14 protein-coding genes are annotated in these 17,112 nt (G+C 73.9%); 8 read left to right on the top strand and 6 right to left on the bottom strand.

Annotated features, from left to right (window positions below):
• Positions 1 to 10 precede the first annotated feature (10 nt).
• The gene (locus tag J2W20_RS05755; RefSeq protein ID WP_307005403.1) at positions 11 to 1,000 is read right to left on the bottom strand and encodes a GlxA family transcriptional regulator; all 990 of its coding nucleotides are present in this window, start codon (positions 998 to 1,000) and stop codon (positions 11 to 13) included.
• A 71-nt stretch (positions 1,001 to 1,071) separates the two neighbouring features.
• On the opposite strand from J2W20_RS05755, the gene J2W20_RS05750 reads away from it, so the two are divergent.
• The 3 genes from J2W20_RS05750 (at position 1,072) to J2W20_RS05740 (ending at position 3,430) form a co-directional block, all read left to right on the top strand.
• Positions 1,072 to 2,325, top strand: coding sequence for an APC family permease (locus tag J2W20_RS05750; RefSeq protein ID WP_307005401.1), 1,254 nt, complete (start codon positions 1,072 to 1,074; stop codon positions 2,323 to 2,325).
• Between the two features lie 94 nt (positions 2,326 to 2,419).
• On the top strand, positions 2,420 to 2,980 hold the full coding sequence (locus J2W20_RS05745; protein WP_307005399.1) for a hypothetical protein: 561 nt from the start codon (positions 2,420 to 2,422) through the stop codon (positions 2,978 to 2,980).
• A gap of 18 nt (positions 2,981 to 2,998) precedes the next feature.
• Positions 2,999 to 3,430 carry an SRPBCC family protein gene (locus J2W20_RS05740; RefSeq protein WP_307005398.1) on the top strand — a complete coding sequence of 144 codons (432 nt, stop codon included), beginning with the start codon at positions 2,999 to 3,001 and terminating at the stop codon, positions 3,428 to 3,430.
• Positions 3,431 to 3,496: 66 nt separating this feature from the next.
• On the opposite strand, the gene J2W20_RS05735 is transcribed toward J2W20_RS05740, so the two are convergent.
• The gene (locus tag J2W20_RS05735) at positions 3,497 to 5,167 is read right to left on the bottom strand and encodes a CAP domain-containing protein (protein WP_307005396.1); all 1,671 of its coding nucleotides are present in this window, start codon (positions 5,165 to 5,167) and stop codon (positions 3,497 to 3,499) included.
• Positions 5,168 to 5,294: 127 nt separating this feature from the next.
• On the opposite strand from J2W20_RS05735, the gene dcd reads away from it, so the two are divergent.
• On the top strand, positions 5,295 to 5,870 hold the full coding sequence (gene dcd, locus J2W20_RS05730) for a dCTP deaminase (RefSeq protein WP_307005394.1): 576 nt from the start codon (positions 5,295 to 5,297) through the stop codon (positions 5,868 to 5,870).
• A gap of 273 nt (positions 5,871 to 6,143) precedes the next feature.
• Here dcd and J2W20_RS05725 read toward each other — a convergent pair whose 3' ends face one another.
• Both J2W20_RS05725 and J2W20_RS05720 read right to left on the bottom strand, forming a co-directional pair.
• A complete protein-coding gene (locus J2W20_RS05725) occupies positions 6,144 to 6,848 on the bottom strand; it encodes a FadR/GntR family transcriptional regulator (protein WP_307005392.1) in 705 nt (234 codons plus the stop codon).
• 102 nt (positions 6,849 to 6,950) lie between these two features.
• Positions 6,951 to 8,633 (bottom strand): L-lactate permease, encoded by a 1,683-nt coding sequence (locus tag J2W20_RS05720; protein WP_307005391.1) that lies wholly within the window; start codon positions 8,631 to 8,633, stop codon positions 6,951 to 6,953.
• Positions 8,634 to 8,793: 160 nt separating this feature from the next.
• On the opposite strand from J2W20_RS05720, the gene J2W20_RS05715 reads away from it, so the two are divergent.
• The 4 genes from J2W20_RS05715 to J2W20_RS05700 all read left to right on the top strand — a co-directional run bounded on the left by J2W20_RS05715 (position 8,794) and on the right by J2W20_RS05700 (position 14,893).
• Positions 8,794 to 11,730, top strand: a complete 2,937-nt coding sequence (locus J2W20_RS05715; RefSeq protein WP_307005389.1) for an FAD-binding and (Fe-S)-binding domain-containing protein — start codon at positions 8,794 to 8,796, stop codon at positions 11,728 to 11,730.
• 123 nt (positions 11,731 to 11,853) lie between these two features.
• The gene (locus J2W20_RS05710) at positions 11,854 to 12,711 is read left to right on the top strand and encodes a (Fe-S)-binding protein (RefSeq protein ID WP_307005387.1); all 858 of its coding nucleotides are present in this window, start codon (positions 11,854 to 11,856) and stop codon (positions 12,709 to 12,711) included.
• A complete protein-coding gene (locus tag J2W20_RS05705; RefSeq protein WP_307005385.1) occupies positions 12,708 to 14,234 on the top strand; it encodes a lactate utilization protein B in 1,527 nt (508 codons plus the stop codon). The genes J2W20_RS05710 and J2W20_RS05705 overlap by 4 nt, the downstream gene beginning before the upstream one ends.
• A complete protein-coding gene (locus tag J2W20_RS05700; protein ID WP_307005384.1) occupies positions 14,231 to 14,893 on the top strand; it encodes a LutC/YkgG family protein in 663 nt (220 codons plus the stop codon). Before J2W20_RS05705 ends, J2W20_RS05700 begins: the two co-directional genes overlap by 4 nt.
• Positions 14,894 to 14,948: 55 nt before the next feature.
• On the opposite strand, the gene J2W20_RS05695 is transcribed toward J2W20_RS05700, so the two are convergent.
• Both J2W20_RS05695 and J2W20_RS05690 read right to left on the bottom strand, forming a co-directional pair.
• Positions 14,949 to 15,782: an amino acid-binding protein gene (locus J2W20_RS05695; RefSeq protein ID WP_307005382.1), complete on the bottom strand. Its 834-nt coding sequence runs from the start codon at positions 15,780 to 15,782 to the stop codon at positions 14,949 to 14,951.
• Between the two features lie 132 nt (positions 15,783 to 15,914).
• On the bottom strand, positions 15,915 to 17,108 hold the full coding sequence (locus J2W20_RS05690; protein WP_307005380.1) for a cation:proton antiporter: 1,194 nt from the start codon (positions 17,106 to 17,108) through the stop codon (positions 15,915 to 15,917).
• Positions 17,109 to 17,112 lie beyond the last annotated feature (4 nt).

The following is a 17,112-nucleotide window of genomic DNA, read 5'->3' as shown; positions in this document are numbered from 1 at the left end:
GTCGGACGCCTCAGCCGGCCCCGCGGCGCCGCGCCTCGCGGTAGGCGGAGGGCGACATCCCCACGATCCGCGCGAAGTGCGCGCGCAGGTTGGCCGCGGAACCGACCCCGGCGCGCTCCGCGACCCGCTCGATGGGCAGGTCGGTCTCCTCCAGTAGCCGCCGCGCCGAGTCGATCCGCCGCTCGAGCAGCCACTGCGACGGCGACGTGCCGGCGGCCGCCTCGAACCGCCGGTACAGGGTGCGGCGGCTCATCCGCGCGCGGCGGGCCATCGCGTCCGGTCCGATCGGGGCGTGCAGGTTCTTCTCGGCCCAGTCCATGGCATGGCGGAGGGGGTCCGCGGCCAGCGGCCGCGCGACCGACTCGAGGTACTCGGACTGGGCCGCACCGCGCCGCTCCGCCACGACCATGCGCCGCGCCACGCTCGCCGCGACGGCGTCCCCGAAGTCCTCGCGCACGAGCTGCAGGCACAGCTCGATGCCGGCGGCCGTGCCCGCGCTCGTGTAGACGCCGGCGTCCGCGGTGAGGAGCACGTCCCGCCGGAGCCTGACCCGCGGGAAGGACGCCTCGAAGTCCTCCCAGTTCATCCAGTGGGTCGTCGCGTCCCGCCCATCGAGGAGCCCGGCCTGGGCCAGCAGGTACGCCCCCGAGCACAGCGACGCGATCCTCGCCCCGCGCCCGGCCGCCGCACGGAGCTCGGCCAGCAGCGGCTCCTGCGCGGCGCGGTCCACTTGGAGGCTGCGCTCGCAGGCCGGGACCACGATCGTGTCCATCTCCCGCAGCTCCGCGAGGGGCTCGGCGGACGACGGCGCGAGGCCGCCCGCCGCCGCGATCTCGCCGGGCTCGCCGCGCACCATGGTGAGCTCGTACCACGGGTCGTGGAGGTCCGGACGGGCGATGCCGAACACCTCGCACGGCACCGCGAGCTCGAAGATCGGCAGGTTGTCCGTCAGCACAAGGCCCACACGGTGGGCGGCTGGCGACGCTGGGATCGGTGCCATGGCACAAATCTAGCGCTGCGCGGCACGGCTCGCACTCGTGCGCCGCGGCCCGGATTCCTAGCGTGGTGTGCATGAGCGCCGACGCCGCAGTCCGCACCGCCGCACCCGGAACCCTCGGCCGGGCCCGGGGTCTCGCCTACTACCTCGGAGCAGTCCTGGGGACCGGCGTGATCGCCCTCCCCGCGCTGTCCTACCGGGAGGCGGGACCGGCGAGCCTGCTCTCCTGGGCGGGGCTCGTGCTGGCCTCGGGGCCCATCGCCTGGACCTTCGCCTCACTCGGGCGGAGGATGCCCGACGCCGGGGGAGTGTCGACCTACGTCCGGCGCGCCTTCGGCGACTACTGGGCCACCGCGTCGGGCTGGTGGTTCTACCTCACAATCCCGTTCGGGATCCCCGCCTCCGCCCTGTTCGCCGGGCAGTACGCGGCGCACGCCCTGGGCGCGCCGCGCTGGGCCGCCCTGGCCGCGGCCGGCGGCCTCGCCGCCGCGGTGCTCGGGGCGGTCTGGGCCGGGGTGCGCACGTCCTCGACGCTCCAGCTGGTCCTCGCTGGCACGATCCTCACGGTCATGGTCCTCGCCATCGCGGCCGGCCTCACGCGGGCCGACGCGAGCCGGCTCGAGCCGTTCGCGGCCCACGGGTGGGGCGCCGTCGCGCCGTCCGCGGCCCTGATCGTCTGGGCCTTCGCCGGCTGGGAGGCCATGAGCTACCTCGGCGGCCAGTTCCGGAACCCCGAGCGTGACCTCGGCGTGGTGACGGCGCTTGCCCTGGCCCTGGTCGGCATCCTCTACCTCGCACTCGCGGCCGTGTCCGTGCTCGCACTCGGGGACGCCGCCGGCGGCGATGCCCCCCTCGCAGCACTGCTCGGGTTCGCCCTGGGCCCGGTGGGCGAGGCGCTCACGGCCGTGCTCGCCGTCGTGCTCACGCTCGGCACCCTGACGAGCTACGCGACCGGCGCCGCCGAGCTGGGCCGCTCCCTCGGGCAGACGGGGTCGCTGCCGGCCTGGTTCGGGCGAGGGCGGAACGCGCTGGTGGCCGTGACAGCCCTGAGCACGGCGGGGCTCGTGGTCCTCGGGGCCGGAACGGACACCACCGGGGTGCTCGTCCGGCTGGTGACCGCCGCGATCGTCTCCGTGTACGTGGCCGGGCTCGCCGCGGCCCTCCGGCTCCTGCCCGGACGCGGGCAGCGGGCCGTCGCGGCCGCGGGGCTCGTCGCCGTCGCGGCGATCGCGGCAACCTGCGGGTGGTACCTCGCGTGGCCCGCGGCGCTCGGTGTCGGCGCGGCCCTGTGGAATGTGCGGCGGCGGGGCGCGGCGCGGAAGGGGTGACCTCGCGGTCAGGCGGGGTGACCTCGCGGGAATCGGCCGAACGGACGAGCGCCGGCCCAGCGTGCGCACAGTCCGCGCCGCTAGCGTTGATGCCATGCCTGAACTGCGCATCCTCGGCGTCGACATCGACAGGACCTTCGGCGGCCGCCACGGCCACTTCATCGTGGACCGCCACGAGCTCGAGCACCCCAAGACCCAGCGGGCGTTCCAGTGGGTCTACTGGATCCTGCTCGCCGAGGTCGCCGTCGGGCTCGCTGCCGTGGCGATCGCCGTGGCGCTCCAGGCCGGCGGCACGGACGTCGGGTTCGCGGCATGGTTCCGCGGCATCGTGGTGCTCCTGATGACCCTGACGCTGTTCTTCTTCGCCTGGCGCGCCCGCCAGGGCTACTACTGGGGCTACCAGCGGCTGCGCCTGTTCAGCCAGATCTTCCCCGTCGTCTCGCTCGTCGTGGCCACGATCCCGGGCCTGTACCCGTACTGGATGGTGGTGGAGCAGATCGTCTTCGCGGTGCTCATGATCGGCGTCGCGGACGTTCTCACCAACGACCACATGCGCGCGGCGTTCATGTCCCCCCGGCGCCGCGCCGAGCTGCGCGAGGAGCTCGGCCCCGGAGTCCAGGACGCCGCTCCGGGCTCCCAGCCGAATCCCAGCTGACCGGCCTAGCGTTCGGCCATGGCAGCGGCCGAATATTCCGTCCTGATCCGGCGCACCCCGGAGGACGTGTACGCGTTCCTGGCCGACGGCCTGAACAACACGACGTGGCGCCCCGGCGTCCGGTCCGTGGCCCACACCTCCGGCCCCGCGGCCGGCGAGGGCGCGGTGTACGCGCAGCGGATGGCCGGTCCCGGCGGCCGCGAGATCGACGGCGACTACGAGATCACCGAGGCGCGCCCCGGCGAGGTGCTCCGCTTCCACGTCATCGCCGGGCCCGCCCGGCCGCACGGCGTATTCCTCCTGACCCCGGAGCCCGGCGGAACCAAGGTCTCCTTCGCCCTCTCCTTCGAGCCCACCGGGTTCCTCAAGCTCATGGGTGCCATGGTGCAGAAGACGATGGACCACGAGGTCGCCCAGCTGGAGAACCTCAAGACGGCGCTCGAGCGGTAGTCCGCACGAGACGACCGCCCCGGGCGGCGGCGCGCCCTCCGCGAGGCGAGCGGGCGGCGTCGTGCGTCAGCCCAGACGCAGCCCGGACCAGCCGGTGGCGAGCACCCGCGGGGCTCCGAACTGGCCGTTCGCGACGGGCCAGTAGGCGAGCGACCCATCGGTGCGCAGGGCCGCGATCCCCACGCTCCCGGCGCCGTCGAGGCCACGCAGCACCCGGAGCGGGCCAGTCGTGGCCGCCGTGGTCGCGACCACGGGGCGCGCCTCGTTCACGAGTTGCTCCTGCCCGAGCGAGCGGTACAGCACGAGCGCGCCGTCCGAGCGCTGCACCACGAGGTCCTCGAGCCCGTCGCCGCTCGCGTCGAGGACCGCGAGGCGCCCGGCGGGGACCCCGGTGGCGAGCAGCGCCCGCTCGTGGATGTCCCCGGTCCCGCGGTTCGGGTAGAGGTACAGGCTGCCCGAGGGGTCCAGGGCCAGGATCTGGGGGAGCCGGTTGGCCGCGCACCACAGCCCCGTCGCAAGGGTCATCGTGTTCCAGCCGGACTGGCCGAGGGTCACCGGTGCCCCGTACGACCCGCCGGCGAGGCCGGGGTAGAGGACCAGGCGCCCGTCGCCCCACTGGACCAGGAGGTCCAGGATGCCGTCGCGGTCCCAGTCCACGCTCTGCACCGAGGTGGCGCCGCCGAACCCGGTGCCGAGGGTGGTCGGCACGGTGCCCAGCTTCCCCGCCGCGGCCGGGTAGGCGACGATCGACCCGGACGGGTTCAGCGCCACGACGTCCGCCGCGCTGTGCAGCGAGGCACGGGAGGTGTCCTGCGTGGTGGGCTGGAAGCGGCCAGGGGCGGCGCACAGTTCGGCTCCGCCGGGGGTCACCGACCCGCCGGGCGGCGGGTTCACGGGGGCGGGCGCCGGGGTCGTGGGGCCCGGAGTGGGCGTCGGGGTGGGAGTGGGCGTCGGGATGGGCGTCGGGGTTCCGCCGTTCGAGCCGCCCGGAGCCGCCGTGGTCCCGGCCGGCAGCGTCGTGTAGCCGAAGAAGTCCACCACGCCCCACATCGCGTACCGGTTCGGCGTGGCCGGGTACGTGCCGTTGGTGAACGTGATGCCGATGCCCACCACGCTCATCCGCGGGTCGAGCAGGATCGCGTTGTGCGCCGGCGAGTTCTTCCACCACTCCACGAGCTGCGCCGCGTCCCGGTCCCAGCGCACCGCGATGACCTCGCCCGCGCCGTTGTCCGGGTTCAGGGCGCGCGGGTCGGTCCAGAAGCTCGCCCGGTGCTCGATCACCTCCCGGCTGGCGATGCTGTCGCTCCACTCCTGGGCCAGCCCCTGGATGCTCAGGTGGTAGCGGACGGGCTTGAGGCCGTTCTGGGCCCGCCAGGCGTTGATCGCGTTGAAGACGGCGAGGACCTGGGACGCGTTGCTGTCGCGGACCAGGTTGGACGTGTCGCCCATGGGCGCCGCGAGGGGGTTCACCGAGGTCACGGACGGGTCGAGTCCGGCCGGGCCCGTGGCCGGGCCGATCGAGGCGACCGGCGGCGGGGCCGCCTGGGCGGGGGCGCCCGCCGTGCCCAGGCGCACGTCGAGGCTGTCGGACGTGACGGCGCCGGGGGAGGGCGAGGCGGCCGGTGCGGGGCCGGCGTCGTGCGTCGCGGCGACGGGCGACGGCGGTGCGGCGGCGGGTGCGAGCGCGGCGGCTGCCGCTGCGGCCAGCACGGCGACGGCCATGACGAAGCGTCGCATGAGTTGTTCCTCCCCGTGGCGGGCGCAGAATCCCACCAATCCCGAGGGTCACCCTAGCCTCAGCAGTCTCAGGGCGGCAATGGCTCCCGCAGCGGGAAGGAGCAGCCTCTGCGGTACTTTTGGAGGCGTGCTGCTTTCAGACCGCGACATCCGTGCCGAAATCGACGCCGACCGCATCCGGCTCGACCCCTATGAGCCCGTGATGGTCCAGCCCTCGAGCGTGGACGTGCGGATCGACCGGTTCTTCCGGCTCTTCGATAACCACAAGTACGCGCACATCGACCCGTCCCAGGAGCAGCCCGAGCTCACGCGCCTGGTCGAGGTGGACTCCGACGAGGCGTTCATCCTCCACCCGGGCGAGTTCGTGCTCGGCTCCACCTACGAGACGGTGACGCTGCCCGAGGACATCGCCGCCCGGCTCGAGGGCAAGTCCTCGCTCGGGCGCCTCGGGCTCCTGACGCACTCGACCGCCGGGTTCATCGACCCCGGGTTCTCCGGGCACGTGACGCTCGAGCTCTCCAACGTCGCGACCCTGCCGATCAAGCTCTGGCCCGGGATGAAGATCGGCCAGCTGTGCTTCTTCCGGCTCTCCTCGGCCGCCGAGCACCCCTACGGCTCCGGCGACTACGGCAACCGGTACCAGGGCCAGCGCGGGCCTACCGCCTCGCGCAGCTACCTCAACTTCCACCGGACGCGGATCTAGCGCCCCTGCCTTGGTTCAGCGCCGGCGCCCGGCGCCCGGGGCGCTGGTCTGGCTCGGCCTCGCGGCGCGGCGCCCGCGGGCGGCCCCGCGTGAAGGCCCGTGCAGAAGTGCACTTTTCGCCCACCAGTTCGCCGTACGCGCGCTTGTCGGCGAGAAGTGCACTTCTCGCCGACCGGGCCCACGAGATCGGGCCTCGAGATCCGGGTCACTCTGGGATCGGGCCGCGAGATCCGCCCCGCCCCCGCGCCCGGCGCCCGACCGCGGGCGTCAGGGTCAGAGGGCCTGGGCGTAGAACCACTCGATGTGCTCGCGCACCAGCCGGGCCGAGCGCTCGCCGTCGCGCGCCTCGACGGCCTCGAAGATCCCCCGGTGCTGCTCGCGCAGCGTGTCCACGGCCTCGTCCCAGCCGCCGCGGCGCTCCACGGCGTCGTCGATGTAGCCGCGGATGGCCTCGCGCATCGACTCCATCATGGTGCTCACCACGACGTTCCCGGCGAGGGCGCTCAGGGCCACGTGGAACTGGGAGTCGAGGAGGGTGAAGACCTGGGACGGCAGCGCGTCGTCGTCCATCGCCTCGAGGAGGCGCCGGGCATCGTCGAGCTGCTCGGGGCTCCACGGGGCGGAGGCAGCGTGCTCGAGCGACCACGTCTCCATCATGATGCGGGCCTGGACCACGTCCTTGACCGGCAGGTGGTGGCTGGCCACGTGCATCCGCAGCGCCACCCCCAGCGCGGAGGAGGGGTCCGAGACGACGATCGTGCCGGAATTGGGCCCGGACCCGGTCGCTGAGCGGACCACGCCCATGACCTCGAGGGAGCGGATCGCGTCCCGCACGGACGCCCGTGAGATGCCGAACTGCTCCGCGAGGGCGCGTTCGCCGGGCAGCCGATCGCCGAGCTTGAGCTCGCCCGCGCGGAGGCTGTCCTCGATGTGGCGCAGCACGGCGTCGTGCGCGCGGCCGGTGGCGGATTCAGACATGGATCCATCTTGCCGCACGCGGGAGGCCGGGACGGACGACGCCGGCCCCCGCCTCCGGCGCGTCGGGCACCGGAGCGGGGGCTCGCCGCCGTGGACGGCAGGCTACGGGAGCATCCACCCGAGCACCGGGGTGGACTGGAGGAACACGAGCGTGCACAGCACGAGCAGCAGGCCGAGGCTCCACCACAGCACCTTGCGCAGGATCGTGGACTCCTGGCCGTCCATCCCCACCGAGGTCGCGGCGATCGCGAGGTTCTGCGGGCTGATGAGCTTGCCCACCACGCCGCCGGCGGTGTTCGCGGCCACGAGCAGGTCCGGGTTGATGCCGGCGGCATGGCCGGCGGTCTGCTGGAGCTTCGCGAAGAGGGCGTTGGAGGAGGTGTCCGAGCCGGTCACGGCGGTGCCGATCCAGCCGAGGATGGGGGAGAGGAAGGCGAACGCGGCGCCGGTGCCGGCGAGCCACGTGCCGATCGCGACCGTTTGGCCGGAGAGGTTCATGACGTAGGCGAGGGCGAGGACCAGCATGATCGTCAGGGCCGCGAACCGCATCTTCACGAGGGTCCGCCACAGCTCGCCCAGCGCGCCGGCGACCGTCACGCGGTAGCGGCCGCCGCCGTCGTTCAGCGAGTAGACCACCGCGACGATGAGCCCGCACAGGAACAGGAGGGTGCCGGGGCTCGAGAGCCACTGGAAGCTGTAGACGGTGGAGGAGAGCGGCTTGCCGTCCGCGCCCACCACGGCGCTGTGGAGCACGGGCCACGGGACAGCGATGTTCGTGGACGCGAGCGCCTTGGGGAGGTCCACGCCGAGCCGCCACAGGTTCGCGGCACCGAAGACCACCACGACCAGCAGGTACGGGAAGAGGGCGAGCCACACGCGGGGCGCGGAGAGCGCCTTCTCGGTGGCGCCGGGGCCGGCGATGGCCGGCACGCCCCCGCCGAGACGGAGTCGGGCCGCCTCCGCGCCGCGGGGCTTCCACACCCGCAGGAAAAGGATGGCGACGCCGAGGCCGACGAGGGACGCGACGACGTCGGTGAGCTCGTAGGAGAAGTAGTTGGAGCAGAGGAACTGGGCGAGGCCGAACGTGGCGCCGGTGACGAGGGCCGGGGCCCAGGCGTCGCGCAGGCCGCGCCAGCCGTCCACGATCAGCAGCAGGAGCAGCGGCACGGCGAAGGCCAGCAGCGGGGTCTGGCGGCCCACGATGGCACCGATGTGCGCGGCCGGGATGCCCGTGAGGCTGCCGGCGGTGGTGATCGGGATGGCGATCGCGCCGAAGGCGACGGGCGCGGTGTTGGCGACGAGCACGGTGGCCGCGGCGCGGAGGGGCTTGATGCCGATCGCCATGAGCATCGTGGCGGTGATCGCTACCGGGGCGCCGAAGCCCGCGAGGGCCTCCATGAGTCCGCCGAAGCAGAACGCGATGAGGACGGCCTGGATGCGCACGTCGCCGCCGCCGATCCGGTCGAAGATGCGGCGCAGGTCCTCGAACCGGCCGGAGACGACCGTGACCTGGTACAGCCATACCGCCATGAGCACGATCCAGAAGACGGGGAACGCGCCGAACACGGCGCCCTGGCTCGCGGCGAGCCCGGCGAGGCCCGCGGGCATCCGGTACGCCGCGACGGCGACGACGAGCGCGGCGAGCAGCGCGAACGCGCCGGCCACGTGCGCCTTGGTCCGCACCACTGCGAGCAGCACGAAGAAGGTCACGAGGGGGATGAGGCCGATCAGGGCGGACACGGCGACGCTGCCGGCCACCGGATCGGTCACGGGGGTGAAGGTCATGCGGGCTCCCTGCGGGCGTGGCGGCCCGGGAAGGCCCCGGCGCCGATGTGGTCAGACCGTCGTGGTCCGACCACGTAAGCTAGCACACACTCGCGGGGTTGTGACAAGGGGCACAGATGTGGTCCTATGGTCGGACCACACGCTCGGGAGGACTCCTATGATGACGCGAACGACGGCGGGCTCCCGCCCCCGCCCCGCCGCCGGCACCGCGCGCCGGGGTACTGCAGGAGCCGCGGCCCCCGGCACGGGTCCCGGGACAGGGCCCGGGTCCGGGGACCGCTCGCGCGCGCTCGCCGACGAGCTCGCGGAGCTCCTCGGCCCCGACGCCGTCACGACGCGCCCGCTCGACCTGCACGCGAAGGCCCACGACGCCTCGCACTATCTCCTCGTCCCGAGCGTGGCCGCCGCGCCGCGCACCGCCGCCGAGGTGGCCGGGCTCCTCGCCGCCGCGGCCCGGCACGCCACGTCCGTGACGTTCCGCTCGGGCGGGACGAGCCTGTCCGGCCAGGCCCTCACCGCGGGGGTCCTCGCCGACACCCGCCGGAACTTCGGCGGCATCGAGGTCCTCGACGGCGGCGCCCGGGTCCGGGTCCAGCCCGGCGCGACCGTCCGCGCCGTCAATGCCCGCCTGGCCCGCCACCGCCGCGCCCTCGGGCCGGACCCGGCGAGCGAGATCGCGTGCACGGTGGGCGGCGTCGTGGCCAACAACTCCTCGGGCATGCACTGCGGCACCGAGGCCAACACCTACCGGACGCTCGAGTCGATGACATTCGTGCTGCCCTCCGGGACGGTCATCGACTCCGGCGACCCCGCGGCGTCGTCCGTCTTCGCCGCCCGCGAGCCCGAGCTGCACGAGGGGCTCCTCCGGCTGCGGCGGCGCATCCTCGCCTCGCCGGACTCGGTGGCCCGCATCCGGCACCAGTTCTCGATGAAGAACACGATGGGCTACGGCCTCAACGCCTTCCTCGACTTCGAGGACCCGCTCGAGATCTTCGTACACCTGGTCATCGGGTCCGAGGGGACGCTTGCGTTCGTGGCCGAGGCGGTGTTCGCCACGGTCGAGGTGAAGCCGCACGTCGCCGCGGGCCTGCTCGTGTTCCCCGGCGTGAGCGCCGCCGCGGCGGCGGTGCCCGAGCTCGTCGCCGCCGGCGCGGACACGGCCGAGCTCATGGACGCCGTCTCGCTGCGGGTCTCGGCACGCCTGCCCGACTGCCCCGAGCAGATCCGCGCCCTCGACCTCCCCGACCCGGCCGCCCTGCTCGTCGAGTTCACCGCGGGCACCGCCGAGGAGCTCGCGGACCGGGCCGCGTCCGCGGATGCGCTGTTCGCGGGGCTCGGCCTCGCCCGCCCCGTCGCCATGACGCGGGACCCGCGCGAGCGCGCGGCCCTGTGGAAGGTCCGCAAGGGGCTGTACTCGACGGTGGCGAGCGCGCGCCCGTCCGGCACGAGCCAGCTGCTCGAGGACATCGCGGTCCCCGTCCCGTCGCTTGCTTCCGCCTCCCGCGACCTCGCCGGCCTCCTGGCCCAGCACGGCTACGCGGACCCGGTGATCTTCGGCCACGCGAAGGACGGCAACCTGCACTTCATGCTCAACGAGGACTTCGGCACCGGGGACACCCGCCGCTACGAGGACTTCACCGAGGACCTCGTGGACCTCGTGCTCGGCGCCGGCGGGACGCTCAAGGCCGAGCACGGGACCGGCCGCATCATGGCCCCGTACGTGCGCCGGCAGTACGGCGACGAGCTGTACGAGGTCATGCAGGAGATCAAGCGCCTGGCGGACCCGCGCGGCGTCCTCAACCCCGGCGCCGTCCTCTCCGACGACCCCCGCTCCTACCTGGACCACCTCAAGGTCACCCCGACGGTCGAGGAGGAAGTGGACCGCTGCGTCGAGTGCGGCTACTGCGAGCCCGTGTGCCCGTCCCGCTCGCTCACCCTCACCCCGCGCCAGCGCATCACGCTTCGCCGGGACGCCGAGCAGGCCCGCGCCGAGGGCAACCACGAGCTCGCCCGCCAGATCATGGACGGCTACGACTACTCCGGCGTCTCCACGTGCGCCGTGGACGGCATGTGCGGCACGGCCTGCCCCGTGGGCATCAACACCGGCGACCTCGTCCGCCGGCTCCGCGCCGACGCGGCGGGGCCCGCCGAGTCCGCGGCCTGGCACGCCGCCGCCCGCGGCTGGGGGGCCGCCTCGCGCGTGGGCGGGGCCGCCCTGAGCGTCGCCAAGGCGCTGCCGTCCGCTCCGGTCGAGGGGGCCGCCGCGCTCGCGCGGAGGCTCCTCGGGGACGGGGTCCCCGCGTATGACGGCGGTCTCCCGGCCGGCGGCTCCCCGCGTCCCCGGCGGCGGGACGATGCCGCCGAGGCCGTGCTGTTCGCCGCGTGCATCGGCACGATGTTCGGTCCCGAGCCCGGCGGCCACCCGGGCGGCGCGACCGGGGCGTTCCTCGACGTGTGCGACCGCGCCGGCGTGCGCCTGCGGACCCCCGAGGGGCTCGGGTCGATGTGCTGCGGCACGCCGTGGAAGTCCAAGGGCATGACCGCCGGCTGGGAGCACATGCGCTCGGTCGTGGTCCCCGCGCTCGTGGCGGCGAGCGAGGGCGGGCGCCTGCCGATCGTCGTGGACGCCTCCTCGTGCGCCGAGGGCCTCGCCGTGATGCTGCGCTCGGCGGCGGAGTCCGGAGGAGCGGCGCTGAGGGTCGTGGACGCGGTCGAGTTCGCCACGGACCTGCTGCCGCGCCTGGCCGTGCGCCGCCGGATCCCGTCCGTGGCGCTGCACCCGACCTGCTCGGGCACGATCGCCGGAACCACGCCGCAGCTGGCGGCCATCGCCGCCCACGTCGCGGACGAGGTCTTCACGCCGGCCGAGGCCGGGTGCTGCGCGTTCGCCGGCGACCGCGGGCTCCTGCACCCCGAGCTCACCGCCTCCGCTACCGCGCCGGAGGCCGGCGGCATCGAGGAGGCCGAGCGCGCCAGGGGCGGCAGGTTCGCCGAGTACGCCTCCAGCAACCGCACGTGCGAGATCGGGCTGACCCGGGCCACTGCGCGCCCCTACCGGCACATCCTCGAGCTCCTCGCCGAGGCGACGCGGCCCTGATCCTCCGGTGCCCGTCCCTGTGGGCGGAGGCCGCCTCGTCATAGTGTGGTGTGACCCGCCGCACGTCCTATAGTATGGTCAGACCACATGGTCGGGCGGTGGCCCGGCCGGGAGAGGACACCCATGAGAATCGCGCTCTTCGCGACCTGCATCGTCGACGCGATGTACCCGCGGGTCGCCCAGGCCACGGTGGAGGTCTTGGAGCGGTTGGGCCACGAGGTCGTGTTCCCCGCCGGCCAGGCCTGCTGCGGCCAGATGCACGTCAACTCGGGCTACTTCCCCGAGGCCCTGCCCGTCGTCGCCAACCACGTCCGCACCTTCGAGGCCGGCTTCGACGCCGGGGAGTACGAGGTGGCCGTCGCGCCGTCCGGCTCGTGCGTCGCCTCCGTCAAGCACCAGCACTCGCTGGTCGCGGGCTGGGCCGTCGAGCACGGGACCAAGGGCGCCGACAGCACGCTCGCCGCCCGGGCCGACGCCGTCGGCGCCCGCACCTACGAGCTCGCCCAGCTCCTCACCGACGTCCTCGGCGTGACCGATGCCGCCGCCCAGCTCGGCTCCTACCTGCCGGGCACCATCACCTACCACCCCTCGTGCCACGGCATGCGCCTGCTCCACCTCGGCGACCGCCAGCGCTCGCTCCTGGCCTCGGTCGAGGGCCTCGAGGTCGTGGACCTCCCCGAGGCCGAGCAGTGCTGCGGCTTCGGTGGCACCTTCTCGATCAAGAACGCGGACGTCTCCTCGGCCATGCTCGCGGACAAGGTCGCGAACATCTGCGGCACCGGCGCCGGCGCGTGCGCGGGCGGCGACGCCTCCTGCCTCATGCACATCGGGGGCGGCCTCCACCGTGAGGGCCGCACCTCGCCGTCGGGCCGCCCCGTGCGGACCGTCCACCTCGCCGAGGTGCTCGCCTCCACCCGCGAGAGGCCGCTCACGATCGACGGCGAGCTCGCCCTCGCCGGGACCCCCGGAGGTGCGCGATGAGCACGGTGTCCCTCGGCATGCCCGCCCTGCCGCCCCGCGGCTTCGGGAACATCTCCGAGACCGAGCCGTTCCCGAGCTACGCGCGGCGGGAGCTGCAGAACGGCCAGCTGCGCGCGAACCTGCGCCACGCGACCCACACCATCCGGGACAAGCGCCTGCGCGTGGTCTCCGAGCTGCCCGACTGGGAGGAGCTGCGGGAGGCCGGGTCGGCGATCAAGGCGGAGGCGATGGAGCGCCTGCCCGAGCTGCTGGCCCAGTTCGAGGAGCAGTTCACCGCGCGCGGCGGCACGGTCCACTGGGCCCGCGACGCGGCCGACGCCAACCGGATCGTCGAGGACCTCGTGCGCGCCACCGGCACGAGCGAGGTGGTCAAGGTCAAGTCCATGGCCACCCAGGAGATCGGGCTCAACGAGTATCTCGAGGAGCGCGGCATCGCGGCCTTCGAGACGGACCTCGCCGAGCTCATCGTCCAGCTCGGCCACGACAAGCCCTCGCACATCCTGGTCCCCGCGATCCACCGCAACCGCACCGAGATCCGCGACATCTTCCTGCGCGAGATGCCCGGCGTGGACCCGGCCCTGACGGACGAGCCGCGCCTGCTCGCCATGGCCGCCCGTGAGCACCTGCGCCGCAAGTTCCTCTCCGCGAAGGTGGCCATCTCCGGAGCAAACTTCGGCATCGCCGAGACCGGCACCCTCGGCGTGGTCGAGTCCGAGGGCAACGGGCGCATGTGCCTGACCCTGCCCGAGACGCTCATCACCGTCATGGGCATCGAGAAGGTCCTCCCGCGGGCCGAGGACCTGGGGGTGTTCATGCAGCTGCTCCCGCGCTCCTCGACCGGGGAGCGCATGAATCCGTACACCTCCCTGTGGACCGGTTCGACGCCCGGCGACGGACCCAAGGACGTGCACGTGGTGCTGCTCGACAACGGCCGCACCCGGGCGCTCGCCGACCAGCATGGACGCTCCGCCCTGCACTGCATCCGCTGCTCGGCCTGCATGAATGTGTGCCCCGTCTACGAGCGGGCCGGCGGCCACGCCTACGGGTCCACCTACCCGGGGCCCATCGGGGCGATCCTCTCGCCGCTGCTCACCGGCGTCGAGGCCGAGGAGAACAAGTCCCTGCCCTACGCCTCCTCGCTGTGCGGCGCGTGCTTCGACGCGTGCCCGGTGAAGATCAACATCCCCGAGATCCTCGTGCACCTGCGCGGCGAGGACGTCGAGGCCCGGCGCTCGAGGCCGGGCGCGCGGCGCCTGCCCTCGCAGTTCGACCTCGCCATGTCCGGCGCGTCCTGGGCGATGTCCGACGGCGCGCGCATGGGCCTGCTCGAGCGCGGGCTCCCGCTCGGCAAGGCCGCTGCGGGCCGTGACGGGGTGATCTCGAAGCTGCCCGGCCTCGGCGCCGGCTGGACGCAGAGCCGCGACATCCCGGCCCCGCCCGCGGAGTCCTTCCGGGCCCAGTGGGCCAAGCGCGAGAAGAACTCGACTGACCCACAGGGCATCAAGGAAGGGGAGGGCAAGTGAGCGCCCGCGACGACATCCTCGCCAGGATCCACGCAGCCCTCGGCACCACCGAGGGCACCCCGGGGGAGCGCGTCACTCCGGGTGGGCACGAGGTCGGGATTCCCGCACACGGGGCGGGCTACCGCACGACGTCGGGGCTCACCGAGGGTGAATTCGTCGCCCTCCTCGTCGACCGACTCGAGGACTACAAGGCCCGCGTCGAGGTCGTGGAGGCGACCGGGTTGGCCGAGGCCATCAGGACCCGGCTCGAGGGCAAGACCTTCGTCGCGCCCGCCGGGCTCCCGGCGAACTGGCTCCACCCGAGCCTCGCCGAGCGCAGGGCCACCGACTCGCGCGAGGAGCCGCTCGGCGTCGACCGTCTCGATGCCATCGAGGCCGTGGTGACGGGGTCGGCGGTGAGCATCGCCGAGACCGGGACGATTGTGCTGGACGGGTCCGCCGACCAGGGGCGCCGCGCGATCTCGCTCGTGCCCGACCACCACGTGTGCGTGGTGCCCGTGGAGACGATCGTGGGGATTGTCCCGGAAGGCTTCGCGCGGCTCGACATCACGCGCCCGCTCACGCTCATCTCCGGCCCGAGCGCCACGAGCGATATCGAGCTCGAGCGCGTCGAGGGTGTCCACGGGCCTCGGACGCTGGACGTGCTGATCGTCCGCTAGGGATGACCTCGCGCTCCTAGGCCCGACTTCGCGGTCCCGCGGGGTGAACTCGCGCTCAGGGGGCCGCGCGCCGCCGCTCCACGACCTCGGCCAGCTCGGCGAGCTGGGCCGCCCGCGCCTCCTCGGCCGGCGTGAACGGCACGCCCGGCCGGATGAGGACGAGCGGCGCGTCCCACGGCGTCGGCACCTTGAGCACGGTCCGGGCGGCGTGCCACGCGTCGGGCACCACGCGCTCGGCCGGGATGCGCTGGGCCGCGAGGAGCTCCGCGGCGGCGTACGGCAGCTCGGCGGGCGCGGCCGCGACCTGCGCGGCGAGCGAGAGCGCCCGGGTGGGCGCGTCGGCCAGCGCGAGCGGGGTGGTGGGCCAGACCCGCGGCCCCGCACCGCCGCCGTCGGTGAGCGCGTCCAGGAGGTCGGCCTCGGTCAGTCCGCCGGGAGCCGAGAGGACGAGCTCGTCGACCACCCCGCCGCGCACCGGCTGGGCCTGGATCGAGAGGATGTTCGCCCCGAGCCCGGCCAGGGCGTGCGTGAGGTGCTCGAGCGCCCCGGGGGTGTCCGCCAGTGTGGCCCGGGCGCGCCACAGGGCGGGCGCTACGTCGAGCGCGCGCCGCCGCCGCAGTGCCGGGGCGTGCAGCCAGGACCGGAACAGCCGCCGCACGCCGGGCTCCGCGACCCAGATGACGAGCGCGGTCGAGACCACCGCCAGCAGCACCACCTGCACGGCGAGCGGCCAATGCGTGCCGACCAGGAGCGCATTGGCCCCGAGCTCGATCGGCAGCGTGGCCGCGACGCTCGCGAGCATGAGCCTCAGCTTGGTCGGCTCCGGGTACCGGCCGCACACGTCGCAGGCCAGCTCGGACGGAGGGGGCGTGTGCGTGAAGATGCTCATGCCCCCATCCAACGCGGGCGGTGTTTCGCCGCGGTTGCGGGGGCGTTTAAGTCCAGCGCCGGGTGGCCGCCGCGGGTGGGCGGCCCCGCCCGGGCGAGTGGCCGACGTCGTGCGCGCGACCGGTGGGCGCGCTCAGGAGGACGCCTCGGCTGCGGCCTTGCGGGCGCCCGGGCGGCGGACCGCCTTGACGGCCGGCTCGACGAAGCGGGCCGCGAGGGGGCCGAGGACCGCCATGAGGAGCACGTAGGCGGTCGCGAGCGCGGCGAGCTCGCTGTTGACCGCGCCGGCGGTGACCGCGAGGCCCGCGATGACGATCGAGAACTCGCCGCGGGCGATCAGCGCCGCGCCGGCGCGCGCCCGGCCCGGCACGGCCACCCCGGCCCGCGCCGCCGCCCACCAGCCGGTCACGACCTTGGTCGCCGCGGTGGCCAGCGCCAGCAGGAGCGCCCAGCCGAGCACGGGCGGGATGGTGGTCGGATCGGTGTTCAGGCCGAAGGCCACGAAGAAGATCGCCGCGAAGAGGTCGCGGAGGGGCTCCAGCAGCCGGGAGGCGAGATGCGCCGTCGTGCCCGAGATCGCGATGCCGAGCATGAACGCGCCCACGGCCGCGGAGACCTGCATCGCCGAGGCCAGGCCGGCCACGAGGAGCGCGAGGCCGAGGACATTGAGGAGGAAGACCTCCGAGTTCTCGCTGTGGACGGCCTTGGAGACGTGGTGCCCGTGCCGCAGCGCGACCATGAGGACCACGGTCACGACGACGAGGGAGATGCCCACGGTCTGCAGCCCGCCGAGGAAGCTGACGCCGGCGAGGGTCGCGGTGAGGATCGGCAGGTAGATGGCCATGGCGAGGTCCTCGATGACGAGGATCGCCAGAATCGTGGGCGTCTCGCGGTTGCCGAGCCGGCCCAGGTCCGTGATGACCTTCGCGGCGATCCCCGAGGACGAGATGTACGTGACTCCGCCCATGACCAGGGCGCCGACGCCGCCCCACCCGAGCAGCAGGGCGACCCCTGCGCCGGGCAGCGAGCTCAGCACGAGGTCCATCACGCCGGCCTGCCACGACGTCTTCAGCCCCGTGACGAGCTCCTGTGCCGTATATTCCAGCCCGAGCATGAGCAGCAGCAGGATGACGCCGATCTCGCCGGACAGGTGGGCGAACTCGCGCACGCCGCCCAGATCGATGAGCCCGCCGGCCCCGAACACGAGGCCGCCCACGAGGTAGAAGGGGATCGGCGACATGCCGACCCGGCCGGCGAGGCGCGCCAGCAGTCCCAAGGCGAAGACGACCGCCCCCAGCTCGATCAGCGTCAGTGCGATGGGCTCCATCGCG

The organism is Sinomonas atrocyanea (genome assembly GCF_030812675.1).
In the GTDB taxonomy this organism is placed as follows: domain Bacteria; phylum Actinomycetota; class Actinomycetes; order Actinomycetales; family Micrococcaceae; genus Sinomonas; species Sinomonas atrocyanea_B.
The sequence above is the reverse complement of the archived record's forward strand: the minus strand, read 5'-3'. Positions and strand labels throughout refer to the sequence as shown.